The sequence below is a fragment of the Telluria sp. ZB4P34 genome, assembly GCF_059686055.1.
Genome location: NZ_JCASIF010000002.1, coordinates 504,875 through 526,019 on the forward strand (window position 1 = coordinate 504,875; position 21,145 = coordinate 526,019).

Below are 21,145 nucleotides of genomic sequence, written 5' to 3' on the forward strand. Positions count from 1 at the left end.
TAACCCGACAATGGCCCCACGCTAGCACTGCGTGCGGTGCGGTCGACAACCACTTCGAAGGGGAAGGCATCATGAACAGCATGGCATGGATCGGCATTATCATCTGGGGAGTGATCGTGGCAGCTTTCGGACTGCTGTCGGCGCACCCGCCGGGCGCAACGACGGCAAGCGGCCTGCAGCCGCAGGACGTGTTGTTCCTCGTCGCGGGCGGACTCGTCACCTGTCTGATCGGCGTGACCGGCCTGCTCGGCTTCATGGGCTGGATCCCGGGGATGCGTAACTACAAGAGCCACGCCTGATTTTTTGCCGGTAAGTACGCCATCGTACAGAGGCCAGCAGTGGAGGGCGGCACACTGGAATCAAGACGCCGAAGCGCGTGATTCCAGTGAAGGAGCTTCATCATGCTATATACAATTGCCGTCATCCTGATCGTCCTGTGGCTGCTGGGACTGGTGACTTCGTACACCATCGGTGGCTTCATCCATATCCTGCTGGTCGTTGCCGTGATCATGATCCTGGTGCGCCTGATCAGCGGACGGGGCATATAGTTGTTACAATGTTGCTGTAAGACCAATCCGCTTGTCGGCCATGCCTGCAGTATTGCTGCGCGGGCATGACCGCGAAGCGGATTTTTGTTTTTAAAAAAGGAGATCCCACCATGTACACCAAACTGACCAAATCCGTGATTGCTGCTTCCCTCGTGGCCTTTACCGCAACCGGCTGCGCCGACATGAGCCAGACCCAGCGCGGCACCGCGCAGGGCGCCGGCATCGGCGCGGCCCTGGGCGGCATCCTCGGCGCCAGCACCAGCGGCGGCGGCGGCAAGCGCACGGCCGGCGGCGCGGCGATCGGCGCCGCTGCCGGCGCCGTGATCGGCAACATCTGGTCGAAGCGCATGGAAGCGCAGAAGCAGGCGATGGAGCAGGCGACCCAGGGCACCGGCGTGCAGGTCAGCCAGACCGCCGACAACCGCCTGAAGCTCGACATCCCGAGCGACGTCTCGTTCGACACCGGCCGTTCCGACATCAAGTCGAATTTCCAGCCGGTGCTGGACCGCTTCGCCAGCACGCTGCAGGAAAATCCGGGCACCAGCGTGGTGATCATCGGCCACACTGACAACACCGGCACCGATGCGATCAACCAGCCGCTGTCGGTGGACCGCGCCGCACGGACCCGCGATTACCTCGCGAACCGCGGCGTGAACCCGGGCCGCGTCACGATCGAAGGCCGCGGCTCGCGCGAGCCGATCGCCTCGAACAGCGACGCCTCGAGCCGCGCACGCAACCGCCGCGTCGAGATCTACGTCGCGGAACGTGGACAAGGCTGATACGGGACGCCCATCCTGCTCGTCCGGGGCCGGCTTTGCCGGCCTTTTTCTTGGGCGATGCCAGGACGGTGATCCCAGCAGGGGTCGTAGGGTGTTCTGCTACGCCGAACGCGCGCTCAACCATCGGATGCGCTGTGGCGGAATAGGCCGGAGTTGAACGCGCGGTCGGCAGAGCGTGGCCCAGTCCACTGGACTGGACCACCCCTACGGATTACGCGGCGTCGGTGAAGGCCAGGTACAGCTCGCGAGCACGGCGCGCCACCGGGCCGGCCTCGAGCGTGCGGTCTTCATAGCGCGTGCACGGCGTCACCTTGCCGTAGTTGCCGGTACTGAAGATCTCGCGCGCCGCCAGCAGTTCTTCCGGCGCCACGCTGCGTTCCTCCACGTGCACGCCTTCGGACGCGAGCAGCGCGATCACGCGCGCCCGGGTGATCCCGGCCAGGAAAGTGCCATTCAGTCTAGGGGTCACCACCGCGCCGTCGGCGGCCACGATGAACAGGTTGGACGATGCGAACTCGGCCACGTTGCCGTCGGCGTCGAGCACGATGGCCTGGTCGAAGCCGCGCGCCTTGGCCTCACGCATGGCGCGGGTCGAGTTGGCGTACAGGGCCGACGCCTTGGCGTCGGTCGGCGCCATGCTCGGCTGCGGCCGGCGCAGCGTCGACAGGCAAGCCGAAAAGCCCACGAACGGCGGCAGCGGCGCGTCGAACAGGGTGAGCGCGAACTGGCTGGCCTCGGCGACCGGGATCAGGAAACCCTCGGTGCCGAACACCAGCGGGCGGATATACAGCTCGGCGTCCGCCGGGAACCTGGCCACGCCTTCGCGCACCAGCGCTTCCATCTCGTCCACGCCCAGCGGGCAGCGCAGGCCCAGCTTCTCGCTCGAGGCGATCACGCGTTCCAGGTGCGGACGCAGGTCCGGCAGCTTGCCGCGCATGGCGCGCGCGCCGTCGAACACCGAGGAGCCCAGCCACAGGCTGTGGTCCATCGCCCCATACAGTGGCACGTTCCCTTCAGCCCACTGTCCGTTGAAATAAGTCAGGTACATGCATCCCTCATCGTGGTTGAACCAGCTCGCCAGTGTACCGGTTTCGGCCGCCTCATTGTTCGGTGGCGAACCATGCCATTGACGATGCCTCGCGTACACTACGCTTTTAGGAGGCCAACACATTCCATGCTCGCCATTCTCGAACGGATCAATCCGGACAGCGACCGGATCGACCTGCTGGTCGAGCTGGTCGATTGCCTGCGCCCGCGTCATCGCTGGGCATGGCAGCAGGCCGACGACCCGGTGCACAGCGTGCGCACCCTGACCCAGCTGCTCAAGGGTAATCCGGCCCAGGCCCGGGCGCTGCGGCGCTACCTCACGACCCTGCTCGAGAGCCGCCGCCATACCAGCCTGTACAGCGACATCGGCATCCTCTCGAACGACGGCTTCGTCACCGAGCTCAAACGGCGCCTGAGCTACCGCTTCCTGCCGCCGGCGCTGAACGACCTGTACCTGTCCGACGCGCTCGACCAGGTCCTGTACGATGAGGAAGACCACGCCTGGATCCGCGCGGTGCCGACCACCGAGTGGATGGAGCTGTTCGACGTCATCGCCAACGCGCCCCCTCCATTGGACCGCGACGGCCGACCGGCAAGGCCCGACCGGGCCCGCTACCATACCCTGACGGGACTGCTGGCCGCGATCCGCACCCTGTCCTGCCGCATCTGTGCGCTGGGCCTGGAGCCGCGCCTGGTGCACAGCTACAGCGAGATCGAGGACTTCGATTCGCCCTTCCTGATGCAGAACATCGAGGTCAACCGCTACCTCGACGAGTACGCCCGCTACCTGGACGGCAGGATCGAGGAACCGGAGCCGGCGCGCCACCTGCTGGTGATGCTCGACCAGTGCGAGGAAGTGGTGCTCAAGATCCGCCGCGGCGCCCTCTCCACCGGCACCAGCGTGGCCCTGACCTACCTGCTGGTGGCCCTCCAGCAGAGCATCGACCGCCTGCACAAGCTGCTCTACCTGGTCGACCTCAGCGGAGAACTGCCGAGCGCGCCGTCGGTGGACCTGGAAGCCGTCGCCAGCCGCACCGCCGCCCCGGACCGGCCCCTGGACAGCGACCGGCGCCTGGCCGCCGTGGCGCTGGCCGAGGAACTGATCGAGGCCCACAACAACAAGTACCGGATCCGCGGCCTGCTGCGCAATAACGTCGACCTGCTGGCGCGCAACGTCACCGAGAATGCCAGCCGCACCGGAGAACACTACATCGCGGAAACCCGGCGCGAGCTGCGCCACATGTTCACGGCCGCTGCTGGCGCCGGCTTCGTCGTCGGCTTCATGGCGATGTTCAAGATCATGCTCGGCTACCTGAGGACGGCGCCGCTGGTCGAGGCCTTCCTGTTCAGCATGAACTATTCGCTGGGCTTCATCCTCATCTACGTGTTGCACTTCACGGTCGCCACCAAGCAGCCCGCCATGACCGCCCAGCACATCGCCGCCTCGCTGCAGCGGGCCGACAACGGACGCAGCCTGGACGCGGACAGCCTGGCGGTGCTGGTCAACAAGGTATTCCGTACCCAGATCGTCGCCGTCCTCGGCAACGTGGTGCTGGCCTTTCCGGTGGCCTGGGCCGTCGCGGTGGGCTACAAGACCATCAGCGGCCACCACATCGTCGATCCGGCCAAGGCCCACCACCTGCTCGCCGACATCGACCCGGTCCACAGCCCCGCCCTGTTCTATGCGGCCGTGGCCGGCGTCTGGCTGTTCCTCGCGGGGCTGGTCTCGGGCTACTACGACAACAAGGCGCTGTACACCCGCATGGGCCAGCGCGTGCGCCAGCTGAGGGGCTTGCGCCGGCTGCTGGGCGAACGGCGCCTGGGGCGCTTCGCCGACTACGTCGAGGACAACCTGGGCGGCCTGATGGGTAACTTCTTCTTCGGCATCATGCTCGGCATGACCGGCACGGTCGGCTACCTGCTCGGCCTGCCCCTCGACATCCGCCACGTCACGTTTTCGACCGCGAACTTCGCCACCGCCCTGGTCGGACTCGATTACCGGCTGCCTTTGGCGTCGGTCGGCAATGCCGCGGCCGGCGTGCTGCTCATCGGCGCCGTCAACCTGTTGGTGAGCTTTGGCCTGGCCCTGTGGGTGGCGATGCGCGCCCGCAAGATCCGCTTCAAGCGCGGCATCCTGCTGGTGCAGGCGCTGGGCCGGCGCCTGTTCACGGCGCCCATCGATTTCTTCCTCGGTCCGAAGGACCACCCGGCGCCTGGGGCACAGGATGCGCATAGCAGCGAACTCATCATGAGGGACACGAAATGAAAAACACGCGCCTGACCACCTTCCTGGCCTTTCTCGCCTTTGCCGTCGTCGTCGCTTCCTGCAAGAGCCTGCCGGACGCGGAGACCCTGCCCGACAATCCGGGCAAGGCCGTGCCGGCGGTGTCCACGCCTCGCGGCATGCTCCAGCCGAGGCAGGCGGCCCAGCTGCTGGCCAAGCGCTGGCAGAATGCCTCGCCCGACCTGAAGCAGCTGGCGGTGCTGGAGGAACAGGTGACCGGCGCCCCGCTCATCCCCGGCAACAAGGTGACCCTGCTGTTCGACGGCCCTGCCACCATGCGCGAGATGATGGCGGCGGCGCGCGAGGCGAAATCCTCGATCAACCTGGAAACCTATATCTTCGATCGTGATCCGATCGGCCTGCAGTTCGCCGAACTGCTGATGGAAAAGCGGCGCCAGGGCGTGATCGTGAACATCATCGCCGACGGGGTCGGCACGCTGGGGACCCCGAAGGAATTCTTCGACCGCATGCGCGCCGCCGGCGTGAATGTGCTGATCTTCAACCCCGTCGATCCCACCAAGCGGCCCGGCAGCTGGCAGCTGAACAACCGGGACCACCGCAAGATCATGGTGGTGGACGGCAGCATCGGCTTCACAGGCGGGATCAACATCAGCGAAACCTATGCGAACAGCTCCCTGTTCCGCTCGCGCAAGAAACCCGAGACGGTCGACAGCGAGCAGGTCGGATGGCGCGACACCCACATCCGCATCGAGGGACCGGCCGTGGCCGCGCTGCAGTACGCCTTCATCGACAACTGGGTGCGCCAGGATGCCGGGGAGCTGCCCGCGGCCGCCTACTTCCCGCGCCTGGGGCCGGTGGGCGACAAGGTGATGCGCGTGCTGGCCACGACGCCGGACCGCGACTCCGAGATCTACAAGTCGCTCATGGTGGCCATGAACGAGGCCAAGAAATCGATCCACATCACCTCGGCCTACTTCGTGCCGGACCAGCAGATCATCGATTCCCTGATCGCAGCGGCGCAGCGCGGCGTGGACGTCAAGCTGGTGCTGCCGGGGGTGTCGGACCACGATTTCATCAAGCATGCGGGCCAGGCCTTCTACGACCAGCTGCTGTCCGGAGGCGTCAAGATCTACCAGCTGCAGGTGGCCGTGCTGCATGCCAAGACGGCAGTGATCGACGGGATCTGGTCGACCATCGGCTCGGCCAACATCGACCGCCGCAGTTTCATCCACAACTACGAGCTGAACGTGGTGGTACTGGACCAGGCCTTCGGCAAGGACATGGAAAATGCATTCAACGAGGATCTGCGCAGCTCGAAACAGGTGACCCTGGAACAGTGGCGCAACCGGCCGTGGAAGGACAGGATCCGCGAATTCATCGGGCGCCTGGCGGAGTACTGGATCTGATGCCGGTTGGCCGGGACGCACTGGCTGGCCAACCGGTGTTTGAACGCGCGGTCGGGCAAGCCGAGCACCCTACGAGCTGCTTCGGCGCCTACAAGCCGGCCGCCAGCAGGCCATCGATGTGCGGCGTCCATACGTTCCCGGTGCGCATGAACTTCTCGGTGGCCACCAGCTCGAAGTGCCCGTGCACCACGTCCCAGCCGTAGCGGTCGATCTCGACCTTGTGCGGCTCGACGCGCAGTACGTTGAAGGAATTCACCTCGCCGCGCCCGCGGGTCGAGGTCGCCGTGCCGGCCTGCACCACCAGCGCCGCGTATTCGCTCATCTGGTAACGCGCCGCCGTGCTGCCCGCGTGGCTGGCGTGCATGTGCCCGCCCATCAGGATGTCCACCCCGCACTCCGAGAACGCCTCCATGGCCCGCGGCGCCCGGTTCACCAGGTCCTGTTCCTCGAAATGGTCGGGCAGGTCGAAGGGATGGTGGGCCACGATGATGCGCGTGACCTCGGGCGGCACGCCGGCCAGTTGCCGGCGCACGGTCTCGAGCTGGTCGCGGCTCACCTTCCCGTCCTTGATCGTGAACGAGCGCGCCGTGTTGACGCCCACCACGGCGATCTCCTGGTCGAGGTAGAAGGGATCCAGGTCGTCCGTGATATAGCGCTTGTAGCGTTCGAGCGGTTTCACGAAGCGGCGGAACACGTTGTACAGCGAGATGTCGTGATTGCCCGGTACGATGATCTGCGGGCCCGGCAGCGTATCGAGGTAGGCGCGCGCCTCTTCGAACTGTTCGGCCCTGGCGCGCTGGGTCAGGTCACCCGAGACCACCAGCACGTCCGGATCGATGCGCCCGATGAGTTCGCGCAGCGGTGCGAGCAGGCTGTGGTCGACGCGGCCGAAATGCAGGTCCGACAGGTGTACGAGTGTGCGCATCCTTGTTCCCCGAGGTTCAAATGTCTTGTGGCTCGACGGCCTGGCCGGCGCGCCGCTCGCGTTCCCGCCTGCGGCGGTTGAGCGTGGCGGCGCCCGTGATGCAGATCGCCAGCCAGCCGCAGCCTTCGGCCATCGCCGCCAGCACGTCGGACAAATAATGGACTCCAAGATACATCCTTGAGAACGCGACCGTCGCCACCATGGCCGGCGCCAGCACGAAGGGCAGCACCCTGCCCCAGGTGGAGCGCGCGTGGCGCGCCGCGTAGCAGGCGATGAAGCCGTACAGCACGGTCGCACCCATCGCATGGCCGCTCGGGAAACTGTAGGTGCCCAGTTCCAGCAAGGGTTCGGCGAAATGGGGGCGCGCGCGTTCGAAGGTATGCTTCAGCAGCACGTTCAGGATCTGGCCGCCGGGCACCGAGGCGACCAGCGCGATGGTCCAGTATCGATGTCCGTTACGAACCAGCCAGATGCCCACGACCAGCGTCATGGCCAGGATGCCGGGCGTGCTGTGCAGGTGGGTGAGCGCCATCATGAGGCCGCGCAGGCGCTCGTTGGCGCGCGCGTGTCCATGCAGCCAGTTGGCGACTTCCACATCCAGCTGGGTGATCGGGGCGCCGGCGACGACGGCGCCGGCCATGTGGGCGAAGATGGCGGTGGCGAGCAGCAGCATCGCCACGCCGGCGGTCAGGTGCAGGCCGTACTCGCCTTCCGGAGAAAAACGGGCGGCGGCGAAGCGGTGCAGTCGGGAATAGATGTCCTTGGTCATGCCTTGTCGCTGTACTTGAGGTGAATACGCCCCATGTAGGGACAATTGGCGAAAAAACCACAGGCAAAAAAAATCACTGTATATCCACACAGTACCTGTAGATTTATACAGTGGTTGTGATATTCTTTACTCACTCCAACGATTTTAATAAAAGGAAAACACCATGACCACTCTGAACAGCAACTTCGGCCTGGAATATGCACCTGTCCCTTTTATGGTCCGTCTCGGCCGCCGCGAACTGCTGATCACCCGCGATTTCCGCAAGCGCTTCTACGCCGTGAATCCGATCATCGAATGCGATACCGGCATTGAGGCAGGCCATCTCGAAATCCTGCTGTTCAAGCGCTGGTTGCTGATCCTGTCGAAGGCCCACTGAGAACCTGCAAAATTCTCATATTGTTAGGCGATACTATTCGTTCCTTCAGGGGGAACCGGGCCGTAAGCTGAAGGCTCCAAACTGCCCTCTGAAAGAACGACATGCTTCGCAAAACCTTTCTTCGCTCGCTCGTCGCTGTCACGCTGCTGGCCCCGCTGCTGAGCCAGCCTGTTGCAGCAGCCGATGTCACCCTGCTCAACGTGTCCTACGACCCGACCCGTGAGCTCTACCAGGATATGGACGCCCCCTTCGCCCGCCACTGGAAGGCGAAGACCGGCGACAAAGTCACGGTCAGGCAGTCGCACGGCGGCTCGGGCAAGCAGGCCCGCGCCGTCATCGATGGCCTGGCGGCCGACGTGGTCACACTCGCCCTGGCCTACGACATCGATGCGATCAGCGAAAAAGGGCTTATTGCGCCCGGCTGGCAGAACCGCCTGGCGCAGCGCAGCGCGCCCTATACCTCGACCATCGTGTTCCTGGTGCGCAAGGGTAATCCGAAGAAGATCCGCGACTGGGGCGACCTGGTCAAGCCGGGCGTGGCGGTGATCACGCCGAACCCGAAGACCTCGGGCGGCGCGCGCTGGAACCACCTGGCGGCCTACGGCTACGCGCTGCGCCAGCCGGGCGGCTCCCCGGCCACGGCCAGGGACTACCTGGCCAAGCTCTACAAGAACGTGCCGGTGCTCGATGCGGGCGCCCGGGGCGCCACCACCACCTTCGTGGAACGCGGTATCGGCGACGTGCTGCTGGCCTGGGAAAACGAAGCCCTGCTGGCCCTGCGCGAGCTGGGCCCGAACAAGTTCGAGATCGTGGCGCCGTCGATCAGCATCCTGGCGGAACCGCCGGTGGCCGTGGTCGACAAGAACGTCGACAGGAAAGGCACCCGCCAGGTGGCCCAGGCCTACCTCGAATTCCTATACACCGACGAAGGCCAGGACATCGTCGCCAGGAATTACTATCGTCCGGCGGTGGACAAGTTCGCGAGGAAGCACGCCTCGCAGTTCCCGAACGTGAAGCTGTTCCCGATTGCGGAACTGGGCGGCTGGACGCAGGCGCAGAAGGCGCACTTCGCGGACGGTGGGCTGTTCGACCAGATCTACCAGCCGGGCAAGTAAGGCTTGCCTGAACAGGCAAGGCAAGTGAGCGGCTCGTCGGTTGACGAGCCGCTCTTTTCTTTTCTCGCACCCGCGCTGCACGCACGCCTCTTTCCGCAGCAATTGCACGTTGCACGGCATCGGATCCCTCCTGCGGCCGAGCACGGCCGTCGGAGATCGCAAGCAGCAGAGCTGCTGCACATACTTCCCGAAAGCAAGCGAAAACGCCCTTTTCACCAGCCGGGCTAGCATAGTGACCGTTCATCAACGGCCTGCCACGCGGCCGGACGCCGCAGGCAGTCCTCTTCACTCAGCTGAAAGGATCACACTATGGCAATCAGACTCAGGAAACTCGACGACCAGGTCATGGTCATTACCGGCGCCACCAGCGGCATCGGCCTGACCACCGCCCGCATGGCCGCAGCGCGCGGCGCGCGCCTCGTGCTGGCCTCGCGCAGCAAGGAGGCGCTCGCCGAACTGGCGGACGAGTTGCGCGGCATAGGGGTCCCGGTCGAGACGGTGGCCGCCGATGTCGGCGACATCGCGGACGTCGAAAAGATCGGCGAGAAAGCCATCGCGCGCTTCGGCCGCATCGACACCTGGGTCAACAATGCCGGCATCTCGGTGTTCGGGCGCCTGGAAGAAGTGAAGCCGGAAGACCACCACCGCCTGTTCCAGACCAATTTCTGGGGTACGGTCAACGGCTCGCTGGAAGCGGTGCGCCGCATGAAGCACCGCGGCGGCGGCGCCATCATCAACGTAGGCAGCGAAGTGTCCGAACGCGCCATCCCGATGCAGGGCATGTACGCGGCCTCGAAGCACGCGGTGAAGGGCTTCACCGATGCGCTGCGCATGGAACTGGACAAGGAAGGCGCGCCGCTGGCGGTCACGCTGGTACGCCCTGCCGCGATCGACACCATGTTCGCGGTGCATGCCAGGAACTACATGGAGATGGAACCGGCGCTGCCGCCGCCGGTCTATGCCCCGGAAGTGGTGGCCGAAGCGATCCTGTATTGCGCCGAGCATCCGAAGCGCGACGCCTATGCGGGCGGCGCGTCGAAGATGATCGCGGCCGGCTCGAAGCTGATGCCCGCCCTGTTCGACCGCTACATGAATGCCAGCATGTTCAAGCAGCAGAAGTCCGACGTGCCGACTGCGCCGAACCGCCGCGACGCCCTCTACAAACCGGACCCGTCCACCGAACTGCGCCAGCGCCAGGGCATGCCGCAGACGGTGCATGAGCGCAGCCTGTACACCCGGACCAGCCTGCGCGCCTCGCCCCTGGCCACCGCCCTGGTGGGCGGCGGGGCCTTACTGGCCGCCTTCAGCCTCTCGCGGCGGTTTGCTCGATAGGAAGTCGGTGTCCTCCTCGGTCAGCGGCAGGTCGGGGATGGACACGATCTGGTCGGTGTCGATGTCGGCGCCGTCCTTCGATACCGTGTCGCGCCCCGCCGCCGCGCGCTCGCCGGTGCCGCCCATGTCGCTGTCGCTGGAGAAATCCGCGTCGCCGACGTCGGGACCGGCGGTGCCGCCCGCGTGGCTTTCTTCCATGTCGGACGTGGTGCCGCGGTCGAAGTCGAGGGTCTGGTCGGGATCGAGCGCGTCGGAAAAGCCGGGGCCGCCGACCACGTCGCTGCCGGTGTCGGAAATATCGCTGGGGCCGAGTGCATCGATGCCATGCCCCTTGCCCAGGCTACGATCTGGACGTTCCGGGAAGTTGTCCGGATCAAGTGTGCTTGCGCCTGTCATGTTGCCTCCAAAAACGGGGTTGAGCGTGAATCCGCCATGCGGACAGGCTACCGTTTTTTGCAACGTGGCGTCGCCCCGCTCGGGCGCGCCGCGCGTCAGAAGGCGCGCCGCATCCCGAGGTTGATAGCGCCGCCGCCGCCGCCGCCGTTCACGTCGCGGTTGCCGTTCAGGTGACGGATGTGCGAGTAGGCGGCGTAGAAGTCGAGCTTGCGCGACACCGCATAGGTGGCGCCCACCGCGATCTGGCGCGCGTCGCGGTTGGCCGGATCGCGGTCGTCCTTGCGGATGTAGGACGCGAGCAGCGTGGTCGCGCGGCCGATCGGCATCGCCACCCCGGCCAGCACGTCGCGGCTGTCGGTCGAGGCGATGGTGGTGATGCCGGCGCCGTAAGGATTGTCCGGGTTGAACAGCGGCGAGCTGCCCCAGCCGCGGCTGGCGCTGTAGGCCGCGTAGGCCGTGCCCCAGCCCAGGCGCAGGTTGGCGGCGATAATGGAATTCTTGGCCGCCATGCTGATCCCGACCTGGTTGTAGCGGGTGATCTTGGCGACGTTGCGGTTCTGGTGTGCGGCGCGGATCGTGAACGGGCCGGCGTTGAGGCCGACCGTCATGCCCCAGGCGCGGCCCGAGGGTGAACCGTCGATGTCGCCCTTGCCCCAGGAAGAGCCGGCGGTGAAGCCGTTGAAGCGGCCCTGGTAGGTGACGCTGTCGTCGGTGCGGGGCGCACCGGCGGCGCCGCTGCCGCTGCCGGCCAGGCCGCCGTGGAAGGGGTCGCCGACGTCGGCCAGCGCCAGGAATTCCAGGCTGTACTGGCGGCCCACGGTGAGCGCCTCGGCGCCGGCCGCACGCCGCGCATCGGCCTCCTGCGCGGTTTCCAGCGTGAAAATGACGGGCGCGGCGTTCGCCTGGCCAGGGCGGCCCGCAGCGGGGTCCTGTGCCGGCGCGCCCTTGCCGCCCGCATCCGTGGACGGCGCGCAGGCGCCGGCGCAGCGGCTATCCTGCACTTGCTTGGCAACCTCGCCGGCTCCGGTACCCCCATCGGGGGCAACCACGCCCTGGGCCGAGGCGCAAGCCGCGCTCGTTCCGAGCACGGCGCATGCGACGATTGACATCTTCATGGCGTCATTCCCTCTCTGAAGCCATCATTCCCTTCTTTGGCGAACCCATCTGTCTTGTATTTCACATAAGGGTTCAGCTCATCCATAAGAAGGCGGCAGCGCATCCGTCTGAGCCGAACTTTCCGGCTTAGTTATGGTTCTACACCGTTGAATGAGCGAGCACAAGAGGTGTACACAAAACTGTGCGAAGTGGAGTGCGGCCGAGGCGTGGCAGCCGGAGAGGTGTGCGCATCGCTGCGCCCTGCCGTGTTCTTGCCGGCTGGGAAATTGGGCCCCGGCCGGGGCCCAGGTTTGCGCAAACGGCGCCTAGCGGCGCAAGCCCGCGAACGCGGCCGGTTCCCACTCGCGCAGGGCCAGCAGCAGGCCGGTGCCGCGCCGTTGCGGCAGCGGCGCGGCCAGGCTTTCCTCGTGCAGCTGGGCGAAGCGCGCCCGCAGCTGGCGCAGTTCGCCCTGCAGCTTGGCGCGCGCACTTTCCGTCAGCATGCCGTGCACGAAGTCGAGCGTGTCGCCCGGCTGGCCGAAGGCGCTGTCGATGAAATCAGGCATGCCCTGTTCGCGGAAGTACTGGCGGATCGGCCCGCCCGGCAGCCAATCGAAGTCGCGCGCCACGTTCAGGCGGATGCGGTTGCCCGGCAGCAGGGTGATCAGGTCCAGCCGGTCGAGGCGCAGCAGCAGCTGCACGCACTCGGGCTCGCCCAGGCGGTAGGCCCGCAGCATCTCGGCCATGGTCCAGTGGTTCAGCGCGCAGACGGCCACCAGCAGCAGGCGCGCGTCGGACACCAGCTCGCGCTCCTGCGCCGGGCTCAGGGTGCGCAGGCGCTGGTGGCCCTGCCCCGCCTCCTGGGCCAGCTCGGCCAGGGTCAGGCCCAGCAGGCCGCAAATCTCCACCAGCCGGTCGAGCGTGAACTGCTCGGTGGCGAACAGGCGCTTGACGCTCGGCTCGGACAGGCCGATCGCCTCGGCGACGTCGCGGTAGGTCTTGTCCTGCTGCTTGAGTTCGCGCTTGAGCGTGGCGATGAGTTGGCTGATCTCGGACATGCGGGCGGTAGCGGTTTGACGGTGCGGCGATGGTAGCAGCCGCCGCGCCAGGCGGGCAAGTCCGCCGCCGCGGCCGCTAGCGCGGCGCCGCCATCGCCACGCCGTTCTTGCCGGTACGCTTGACTGCGTACATCGCGTGGTCGGCGCGCGCCAGCCAGGCATCGACGGCGACCGGGTCTTCCGGACGGTGCAGCGCGATGCCGATGCTGGCGCCGACCGACACGGTGGTCGTGCGCAGCATGAAGGGCTCCCGCAGGCGATCGAGCAGCTTGCGCGCAGTTTCCTCGGCGTGGGCCGCATTGCTCAGCATCTCCAGCACCACCACGAACTCGTCGCCGGCCAGGCGCGCCACCATGTCGGTTTTGCGCACGCCCAGCAGCAGGCGCTCGCCGAACTGGCGCAGCAGCTCGTCGCCCTCCTCGTGGCCATGCTCGTCGTTCACCGCCTTGAAGCCGTCCATGTCGAGGAACAGCAGCGCGCATGGACGCGCCACCCGGCGCGCACGGCTCATCGCCTCCGGCAGCGCCTCCAGCAGCGCGCGGCGGTTGGGCAGGCCGGTGAGTACGTCGCGCAGCAGCAGCGACTGCAGTTCGGCTGTCCGTTCGGCCACGGCGCCCTCGAGGCGCTCATTGAGCGCGCGCAGGGCCTGGCGGTGGGCGGCCTCGCTGCTGACCAGGTCGCGCATCGTGCTCGACAGGATTTGCGTCTCGAGGAAGCCGTCGACCTGCGGGATCGGCGGCGCTTCCTTCCCGGCCCTGGTCGCTTCCGTCACGCGTTCGATGGCCTGGCGCAGCACCGCCATCGGCTGGGTCAGGCGGCGCGCGATGAGCGCCGCGGCGCCGGCCAGCATCAGCGCCAGCAACGCGCTCCAGCCCAGCATGCGCTGCTTCAGGCCCACCGCGCCTTCCATCGCCCGGTTCTCGGTCTGGCGCACCAGCACGCTCCAGCGCAGCGAAGCGGGGTCGAGCATGTCGCCGGTATGGCTGTAGCCGGTGAGGTAGGTGCGGCCGTCCGGCCAGGTTTCGCGCAGCGAACCGGTCAGCCCTTTTTGCGCCAGGCGCAGGCTGGTGGTGTCGACCTTGCTCTCCACCATGGACGCGGGACCGAGCATGACGGTGCCGTCGTCGCGCACGACCAGGATCTCGGCGCCGTATTCGCGCAGCGCCGGCGTGAGCAGCTTGCGCGCGTGGCTGCGCGCCCATTCCCAGCTCAGGTGCAGGCCGAGCACGCCGACCGGCCTGCCGCGCCCATCCAGGATCGGGCCGGACGCATCCACGAAACGCCACGGGTCCGGCCTGCGCGGCAGGATCTTCTCGAGCAGCACGGCAGGGTGGTAGTCGGAGGCATGCACACCGCGCATGCCGGCGGTGAACCACGGACGCTTGCTGACATTCGCGCCTTCCAGCATGCTGCCGGTGGCGGCGCTCACCTTGCCGTCGAGGTCGGCGATGCCGATCCAGGCGTAATCCGGAAAGGTGCGCTGCAGGCTTTCCAGCACGGTGCGCGCTTCCGCCGCGCTGCCCGCATTGCGCACCTGGGGCAGTTCGGCCAGCAGCCGGGTGTCGCCGACGGCCCGTTCGATCACGCGGTTCAGCGAATCGCGCATCTGCCACGACAGCTGCTGCAGGCGCAGCTGCGCCTCTTCGCGCGCCTGGCGCCCGGCGAAGTGGTTCACGAGCGCGAGCTGCAGCGCAACCGTCAGCGCCACCGTGGCGCACACCGCCAGGGTCATCACGCTGGAAAGACGCATTTTTCCGAACATACCGCTCATCGCACCATCTTCGCCGTCAATTGAAAGAGCCGCACATTCTATCGATATTGCATAGAGTTAAGTACATTTATGCATCACTTGTTGTAAATCACACCACGGCTGGGGGGCACTCTTCTGTCATTCGCGCTGTAAATGCGCAAGCTCGTGCTGCTGGCATCGGTGAGCGAGAGCGGGCGCCGTGGCCGGCGTGGGGATCGTGCGGGCGCCGCACTACCGCATCGCGGACGAGCTGCGCGGCCGGCAGCTGGAAATCCTGCTGTCTTCCCTGCCGCCCGCGCTGCCGGTGTCGGTGCGGTACCCGCACAGCCGCCGGCTGTCGCCGCGCGTGCGGGTATTCGTGGAGTGGATCAAGGACGTGTGCGCGCAGTCCGCCCTGCTGCGCGACTCGGCGGACTAGGCAGGACTTGCCTGCCGCCTAGTTACCGAAATAGCGGCCGGGACGGTGCCAGGCCATCACCATGCTGCTCATCGCGATCGCGCTGAGCGACGACCAGCCCACCAGTTCCGGGGTGACGATCGACAGCGCCGCCAGCAGGATGACGGCGTCGATGGCGACCTGCGTGCGGCCGGCGTTGATGCCGTACTTCTTTTGCAGCCAGAGGGTAACGATACCGGTGCCCCCGACGCCGGCGCCGTGGCGTGCCAGCGCCAGGATGCCCATGCCGCAGAAGGTGCCGCCGCCGAGCGCCGCGACCATCGGATGGACGTGGCCGATCACCAGGCCATCCGGCATCAGCTTCAGCATGGCCATGATCAGCACGCTGCCGACCAGCGACTTGACGGTGAAGCGGGCGCCCATGAACAGGTAGCCGAACAGGAAGAACGGCAGGTTGATGAGCATGAACAGCAGGCCGACCGACATGCCGCTGGTATAGGACAGCAGCAGCGAAATGCCGGCCACGCCGCCCGTGATCAGGCCGGCGGCCTGCAGCAGCAATACCCCCATGGCGACGAACAGGACACCGACCACGATGCCGTAGACATCATCGAACACGGTGTGCGGCTTGACCGACACGGTTTTCTTCCCTTGGACCGGCTGGGTCTGCAAGGCGCCCTGCATCATCGCCCCGCCTCGACGCGGACGACGACGGGCGCAGGCAGGGCGTACGCCGCGCACCTCGAAGAGGTCGGACCAGACAGGCGATGATGTTTCATTTTCCTCGGGAATCACAGGCGGAAGCGGCGCGATGGGCGCGCACGGTATCCGGATAGATGGACGGTACTGCTGCGTTTACCCGCCTATTATTTCCGATGTTGCAGCGCAATGTAACTTCATGTTCCGCATGACAGCCATTCACCGGATGAATAACTTGCTTAGACGCTACATACTTTGGAAATGAACACCCGGCTTTTTCTAGCAGTACGGCACTTGCGGCAGCCACACGCCAATCGCCAGGAGGCTCGCTTATCGCAATTGAGAAAACATCTCACGGCGATTAACAATAAGTTTTTCCTACTGTATCTGCTGGCGTTTCGCTCGAAACTCGCCATGCACGGCATGCCCGTCTCGATTTCTGTTGTGTTTGACGCAGGCGCCTTGAAAAGTGACGACTAGTTGGTCACAGATTGCGCCTTCAAAGCTATACTTTTGGGAAACAACAATGTTAGAGGCGCAATGAAAACCGATTCGATCAATGGAGACCAGCCGGACCGGCTTATAGCGCCCCGCTTTTCCAACAAGCTGCTCGCCGTGCTTGGATGCCTGCTGCTTGCACTCATTGTCTGGGAGCTCTCTTCAATGGCGAATCCCGCCCAGGCAGAGCGTTGCGCTGCCCAAGACGCGATCGCCCAATGCCGCGACGACCAGGAGCGCATGTTCATGACGCCGGAAAAAGCCCAGGTACAGGGCGGCAAATGCGCCAGGCTGGAAGCGGAATACCGGCGCAGATTCGAGTAAGGTGCGCGGCGGCGGCGTGCCCCAGGCTGCGGGTACATTTGCACACTTCCTGTCACATCGACGTCCTGGCAGGGGCGTTCTGGCTACGTCTTCGCCAGCCTACGAGCTTCCAGGATAGGCGCTCGGCGGGATTCCTACATGACGACTGAAGGCAGTGCTGAAGCTGCTCGCCGAGCCATATCCAATTTTTTCGGCGATGTCGGCAAGGCCGAACTTGTTTTGGCGAAGCAGACTCTTGGCAAGCGCCATACGCCACGCAAGCAGATATTCCATCGGCGCCAGCCCAAGCCCGCGCGAAAACCGTTCGAAGAATGCCGACCTCGACAGTGCGGCCTTGCCGGCCAGTTCAGTGACGGTCCAGGGATGGGCAGGGTTTTCGTGCATATGCCGGATGGCGGTGCCGAGCCGGGCGTCTGCAAGCCCTCGCAGCAGACCGGGCGGTGCTTCCTGGCCTGAGGTGGAACGCAGCGCCTCGATTAGCAGGATTTCGACAAGCCTGCCGAGCACAAGGTCCCGGCCCGACCTTTGTTCGAGCGACTCCTCCCTCACCATCCGCACCAGTTGCTCGAGCCGTCCGACGCCCTGGATATGCAGCATGGCCGGGAGTAGCGAGACCAGCAAGGCGGCATCGGGCGAATCGAACGCGAAGTACCCGCCGAGCATCCTGGTGTCGGCCGGCCCTTCCTGCCGCCCATGGCGGATGTCGCCCTGCTCCCCTTGCGTTGACGCCAGATCCATCAGGACTGGTTCAGCCGCTTCCATGCTTGACAGCGTGAAGCCTGGGGTTGCCGGCAGCAAAACGAAATCTCCGGCTTTTAACTGCGCAGGGGCCTCGCCATCGACAGCAAGGATGCATACGCCGTCCAGCATCGTGCAAAAGCTTGGCTCTCCGAACCGCGGATAGCGCACGGCCCAGGCCCCGGCGCCGCCGATCACTTTCGAAAACACGGCGCGCGGCTTCAACAGCGCGATGACCTCCGCTAGTGGATCAACCATGACCGGACTCTCGCAAATGATATGTGGACTCCGGATTATAGCTAATCCTGCCCAGCCTCTGTAAAGTCCTTGCATACCCAACCACACAAAGGCAAGGCAATGAAAACGATTTTGATCACCGGCTGCTCCTCTGGCTACGGACTTGAAACCGCACGTCTTTTCCACGCGAAGGGATGGAATGTGGTCGCCACCATGCGTACGCCGAATCCGGATATCCTGGCGCCCGCCGAAGGCCTGCGCATCCTGCCCCTGGACGTGACCCGGGAGGCCAGCATCGCACAGGCGGTGGAAGACGCAGGACCGATCGACGTGCTGGTCAACAATGCAGGGATCGGCCTGTTCGGCGCATTCGAGGCGACCCCGATGGACACGGTGCGGGAAGTCTTCGATACCAATACCTTCGGCACGATGGCGATGACCCAGGCCGTCCTGCCCCAGTTCAGGGAGCGCAGGGCCGGACTCGTGATCAATGTCACCTCGAGCGCGACCATCGCGCCCTTCCCCCTGGTTGCCGCCTATACAGCAAGCAAGACGGCCATCGAAGGATTCACCGCGTCGCTGGCGCTCGAGCTCGCGGAGTTCGACGTCCGGGTCAAGCTGGTCGAGCCCGGGTACGGCCCGAGCACACGCTTCGCCACGAACGGCGCGGAACGCATGCAAGGACTGATTCCCGAGGCTTACATGGCCTACGCGCAGTCGGTCTTCGCCAGCTTTGGTGCGGCAGCCGCCGTGAGCACGGAAGCCGCCGTAGCGGAGGCGATCTGGTTTGCGGCGAACGATCCTGCGGGGACGCTGCGCTATCCGGCGGGCGAGGATGCCATGGCGCTTGCGCGGGCGCGGTGAGCGGTGATTCACATGACGGCGGCTGCCCAGACAGCGCCGATTCCGGCTGTACTCGGCCACGTTGTGCGAACCCAGCCTTGCCTCGCCGCGGTCCCTGAGGCGCCGAAGGCGCTCGTGATCGCGCCGGCAGTTCTTCAGGCCGCCCTAGAATGTCAGGGTCTCGCCATCGGCCGGAACGCGCACCCGGTCCTGGATTCCGTGCTGTTTCACGTGTTCCTTCAATGCCTTCCGGCTCAACGTCATGTGGTTGATCGCATCCATGTGGGTGGCGACGATGATCGCGTTGGGCATGCGCTGGTAAGCGTGCAGCACGTCGTCCGTGCCCATGATGATCGCCCCGGTGAAACCGACCATGCGTGCCTCCCCGGTGTTCAAGACGATCACGTCGGGCTTGAATTTGGCCAAGGCCTGGTCGACTTCGCTACGCCAGATCGTATCGCCTGCCACGTAGACGGTTTTCGCTCCTGGCGCCTGGAAGACGATGCCCATCGCCTTCCCCAATCCTGCCGCCAGATGTTTGTTCGCGTACATGCCGTCGGTGCCGTGCTGGCCACCGGTCTTGTTCAGCTGCACACCTTCGAACATGGTGTTCTCGCCAAGGATCCGTACATCCGTATAGCCTTGGCCGCGGATCAGCCTGGCATCGGCTTCATCCTGCACGAACAGCGGCATCGCTTTCGGTATGAATCCATGGTCGCCGCCATCCCAGTGGTCGAGGTGGGTATGGCTCACGATCACCGCGTCCACGCCCTGCATGATGTTCGTTGCCGGCATGGGCAGATCGACCAGCGGGTTGCGCAACTGGCTGTTGAAGGTGCCGGGAAAGCCCGGGTACCTGCCTTTCTTTGCCAGGAAGGGATCGAGCAGGAAAGTCTTGCCCGCGATGCTGATCTTTGCCGTGGCGTTACGAATCTGTTGCACCTGGACCGACTGCTTCGCGGTCACGACGCTGCTCCCGGAAGACGCCGGCGCGGCGCCAGACGACAGGCTGGTGACGCCCAAGGCCAGGGACAGGAAAAGGGACAATGTCGCCGATCGTTGCATGTGCTACTCCTTGAAGATAATTGGTAGCAGCATTGTGAAGGCAGCCCTTTGGGCTTAATATTGACCCGTAAGACAATTAGCGATGCTTTCGGGCCATGACGACCATCCCTTCCCTGCCGATCAAACAGCCTGTTGTTGCCCTGGTTGCCTATCCAGGTTTCAGCCCGTTCCACTTCTCCGTGCCCTACCTGGTATTCAGTGCAGAGCTGGCCGACGGCCGCCTGTTCGATCTGCGGATTGTCTCGCCCGATGGCGAGCCGCTTGCAGCGGAACGTGCCATGACGATTCAGCCGGACGGCGGACTGGAACTGGCGGAGGCGGCGGACATCGTGATCGTGCCGGGCTGGCACGACCTGGATGCGCGCCCCGCTCCTGAGCTGACGGCCGCATTGGCACGCGCCCATGCCCGTGGCGCGTACGTCGTCGGTCTTTGCTATGGTGCGTATGTGCTGGCCTATGCGGGCCTACTCGACGGCAAGCGCGCGTCGACACACTGGATGGCCGAAAAGGATTTCAGCCTGCGCTTTCCCCGCGTGAAGCTGGACATGAACGCGTTGTATGTCGACGAGGACCGCTTGATCACATCGGCAGGCACGGGAGCGGGGCTCGACTGCTGCATCTATCTCGTGCGGGCCTGGTACGGTTCGAAGACCGCCAACAAGGTAGCGCGCACCATGGTCATTGCGCCGCACCGTGAGGGCGGACAGGCGCAGTTCATCGAACAGCCCGTGGCCGCATCGACCGAGGATTCGCAGGTCAACCGCCTGCTTGACTACCTGCGCGAAAATCTCGACAAGCAGCACAGCATCGACGACCTGGCGGCGAAAGCCGCGACCAGCCGACGCACGTTTACCCGTCACTTCCACAAGGCAACGGGCATGACCCTGGGCGACTGGCTCGTCAACGAGCGCTTGCAGCAATCACGCGATCTGCTTGAGACGTCCGCCGTGCCCATCGAGAGAATCGCGGAGCTGACGGGCTTTGCAACTCCGCTCGCCTTGCGCCAGCATTTCAAGAAGCGCTTCCAGGTGAGCCCAAGAGAATGGCGCCGTAGTTTCGGCCAGAAAGCGGCCATCAGGGCAGCCTAGGCGAATCGGGGACTGCCATCCATCTGCCAGTGGACCGCCGCCTGCGCCCCATAGGGAAACGAAAAAGCCCCAACTTGTGGGTAATGCTGTTTAGTTAGCGTAAAAATGTAGGGTGGCCGGCTTCGCCGGCCGCGCGTTCAAATCACTGATGCACAGTGGCAGCTCACATCGGAGCTGGACGCGGGGCCGGGAGTGAGATAGCCCCTTGATTCACCAGACACAGTCGATGCTGTATCCTAACGGATGGGAATATGACTGTGAGTATGACTAGGAACAACCAAACCATCGAAGTCGTGACGGTGTCCGAAGAGCGACGCCGCCGCTGGTCAGTGCAGGAAAAGGCTGCGCTGGTCAAGGAAACGTACGAGCCGGGCATGAGCGTATCGCTGGTGGCCCGCAAGCACGGCATCAGCGC

General features: G+C 65.2%; 23 protein-coding genes. 13 read left to right on the forward strand and 10 right to left on the reverse strand.

All coding sequences use genetic code 11. The features are described 5' to 3' along the window. The first annotated feature begins 71 nt into the window (after positions 1-71). The 3 genes from AC56KL_RS06830 (at position 72) to AC56KL_RS06840 (ending at position 1,327) form a co-directional block, all read left to right on the forward strand. A complete protein-coding gene (locus tag AC56KL_RS06830; RefSeq protein ID WP_497179394.1) occupies positions 72-299 on the forward strand; it encodes a hypothetical protein in 228 nt (75 codons plus the stop codon). 102 nt (positions 300-401) lie between these two features. After that, positions 402-548: a lmo0937 family membrane protein gene (locus AC56KL_RS06835; protein ID WP_020652694.1), complete on the forward strand. Its 147-nt coding sequence runs from the start codon at positions 402-404 to the stop codon at positions 546-548. Positions 549-658: 110 nt separating this feature from the next. Then, positions 659-1,327, forward strand: a complete 669-nt coding sequence (locus AC56KL_RS06840; protein WP_497179395.1) for a YiaD family glycine zipper/OmpA-like lipoprotein — start codon at positions 659-661, stop codon at positions 1,325-1,327. A gap of 211 nt (positions 1,328-1,538) precedes the next feature. Here AC56KL_RS06840 and AC56KL_RS06845 read toward each other — a convergent pair whose 3' ends face one another. Next, positions 1,539-2,375 carry a branched-chain amino acid aminotransferase gene (locus AC56KL_RS06845; RefSeq protein WP_497179396.1) on the reverse strand — a complete coding sequence of 279 codons (837 nt, stop codon included), beginning with the start codon at positions 2,373-2,375 and terminating at the stop codon, positions 1,539-1,541. Between the two features lie 126 nt (positions 2,376-2,501). On the opposite strand from AC56KL_RS06845, the gene AC56KL_RS06850 reads away from it, so the two are divergent. Both AC56KL_RS06850 and cls read left to right on the forward strand, forming a co-directional pair. After that, a complete protein-coding gene (locus tag AC56KL_RS06850; protein WP_497179397.1) occupies positions 2,502-4,640 on the forward strand; it encodes a site-specific recombinase in 2,139 nt (712 codons plus the stop codon). After that, positions 4,637-6,025, forward strand: coding sequence for a cardiolipin synthase (cls, locus tag AC56KL_RS06855; protein ID WP_497179398.1), 1,389 nt, complete (start codon positions 4,637-4,639; stop codon positions 6,023-6,025). The genes AC56KL_RS06850 and cls overlap by 4 nt, the downstream gene beginning before the upstream one ends. An 88-nt stretch (positions 6,026-6,113) precedes the next feature. On the opposite strand, the gene AC56KL_RS06860 is transcribed toward cls, so the two are convergent. Further along, on the reverse strand, positions 6,114-6,950 hold the full coding sequence (locus AC56KL_RS06860; RefSeq protein WP_497179399.1) for a metallophosphoesterase family protein: 837 nt from the start codon (positions 6,948-6,950) through the stop codon (positions 6,114-6,116). Positions 6,951-6,966: 16 nt separating this feature from the next. After that, complete coding sequence (locus AC56KL_RS06865; RefSeq protein WP_497179400.1) at positions 6,967-7,719, reverse strand: phosphatase PAP2 family protein; 753 nt, start codon at positions 7,717-7,719, stop codon at positions 6,967-6,969. Between the two features lie 163 nt (positions 7,720-7,882). Between AC56KL_RS06865 and AC56KL_RS06870 the strand changes: the two genes are divergently transcribed. The 3 genes from AC56KL_RS06870 to AC56KL_RS06880 all read left to right on the forward strand — a co-directional run bounded on the left by AC56KL_RS06870 (position 7,883) and on the right by AC56KL_RS06880 (position 10,542). Next, entirely contained in the window at positions 7,883-8,095 is a 213-nt protein-coding gene (locus AC56KL_RS06870; RefSeq protein WP_036216673.1) for a hypothetical protein, read from the forward strand. A gap of 101 nt (positions 8,096-8,196) precedes the next feature. Next, positions 8,197-9,210: a sulfate ABC transporter substrate-binding protein gene (locus AC56KL_RS06875; protein WP_497179401.1), complete on the forward strand. Its 1,014-nt coding sequence runs from the start codon at positions 8,197-8,199 to the stop codon at positions 9,208-9,210. 309 nt (positions 9,211-9,519) lie between these two features. Next, positions 9,520-10,542: an SDR family oxidoreductase gene (locus tag AC56KL_RS06880; RefSeq protein WP_497179402.1), complete on the forward strand. Its 1,023-nt coding sequence runs from the start codon at positions 9,520-9,522 to the stop codon at positions 10,540-10,542. Here AC56KL_RS06880 and AC56KL_RS06885 read toward each other — a convergent pair. The 4 genes from AC56KL_RS06885 to AC56KL_RS06900 all read right to left on the reverse strand — a co-directional run bounded on the left by AC56KL_RS06885 (position 10,501) and on the right by AC56KL_RS06900 (position 14,841). Then, positions 10,501-10,938, reverse strand: coding sequence for a hypothetical protein (locus tag AC56KL_RS06885; RefSeq protein WP_497179403.1), 438 nt, complete (start codon positions 10,936-10,938; stop codon positions 10,501-10,503). The two genes, AC56KL_RS06880 and AC56KL_RS06885, sit on opposite strands and share 42 nt — an antisense overlap. A gap of 95 nt (positions 10,939-11,033) precedes the next feature. Next, on the reverse strand, positions 11,034-12,053 hold the full coding sequence (locus AC56KL_RS06890; protein ID WP_497179404.1) for a porin: 1,020 nt from the start codon (positions 12,051-12,053) through the stop codon (positions 11,034-11,036). Between the two features lie 306 nt (positions 12,054-12,359). Continuing rightward, entirely contained in the window at positions 12,360-13,091 is a 732-nt protein-coding gene (locus tag AC56KL_RS06895) for a helix-turn-helix domain-containing protein (protein WP_497179405.1), read from the reverse strand. A gap of 76 nt (positions 13,092-13,167) precedes the next feature. Next, on the reverse strand, positions 13,168-14,841 hold the full coding sequence (locus tag AC56KL_RS06900) for a sensor domain-containing diguanylate cyclase (RefSeq protein WP_497179406.1): 1,674 nt from the start codon (positions 14,839-14,841) through the stop codon (positions 13,168-13,170). 199 nt (positions 14,842-15,040) lie between these two features. Here AC56KL_RS06900 and AC56KL_RS06905 point away from each other — a divergent pair, with 199 nt between their 5' ends. Continuing rightward, complete coding sequence (locus AC56KL_RS06905) at positions 15,041-15,259, forward strand: LysR substrate-binding domain-containing protein (protein WP_497179407.1); 219 nt, start codon at positions 15,041-15,043, stop codon at positions 15,257-15,259. 18 nt (positions 15,260-15,277) lie between these two features. Here AC56KL_RS06905 and AC56KL_RS06910 read toward each other — a convergent pair whose 3' ends face one another. Continuing rightward, positions 15,278-15,925, reverse strand: a complete 648-nt coding sequence (locus AC56KL_RS06910; RefSeq protein WP_497179408.1) for a YitT family protein — start codon at positions 15,923-15,925, stop codon at positions 15,278-15,280. 552 nt (positions 15,926-16,477) lie between these two features. Between AC56KL_RS06910 and AC56KL_RS06915 the strand changes: the two genes are divergently transcribed. Further along, the gene (locus AC56KL_RS06915) at positions 16,478-16,759 is read left to right on the forward strand and encodes a hypothetical protein (RefSeq protein ID WP_497179409.1); all 282 of its coding nucleotides are present in this window, start codon (positions 16,478-16,480) and stop codon (positions 16,757-16,759) included. A gap of 99 nt (positions 16,760-16,858) precedes the next feature. Here the strand turns inward: AC56KL_RS06915 and AC56KL_RS06920 are convergent, their stop codons facing one another. Next, positions 16,859-17,755, reverse strand: a complete 897-nt coding sequence (locus tag AC56KL_RS06920; protein WP_497179410.1) for an AraC family transcriptional regulator — start codon at positions 17,753-17,755, stop codon at positions 16,859-16,861. Positions 17,756-17,854: 99 nt separating this feature from the next. Between AC56KL_RS06920 and AC56KL_RS06925 the strand changes: the two genes are divergently transcribed. Further along, entirely contained in the window at positions 17,855-18,598 is a 744-nt protein-coding gene (locus AC56KL_RS06925) for an SDR family oxidoreductase (RefSeq protein WP_497179411.1), read from the forward strand. Between the two features lie 144 nt (positions 18,599-18,742). On the opposite strand, the gene AC56KL_RS06930 is transcribed toward AC56KL_RS06925, so the two are convergent. Next, on the reverse strand, positions 18,743-19,600 hold the full coding sequence (locus AC56KL_RS06930) for an MBL fold metallo-hydrolase (RefSeq protein WP_497179412.1): 858 nt from the start codon (positions 19,598-19,600) through the stop codon (positions 18,743-18,745). Between the two features lie 137 nt (positions 19,601-19,737). Here AC56KL_RS06930 and AC56KL_RS06935 point away from each other — a divergent pair, with 137 nt between their 5' ends. Further along, a complete protein-coding gene (locus AC56KL_RS06935; RefSeq protein ID WP_497179413.1) occupies positions 19,738-20,730 on the forward strand; it encodes a GlxA family transcriptional regulator in 993 nt (330 codons plus the stop codon). Positions 20,731-20,993: 263 nt separating this feature from the next. After that, positions 20,994-21,145 (forward strand): transposase (locus tag AC56KL_RS06940; protein WP_497179431.1); only part of this gene is annotated, 152 nt, incomplete at its 3' end.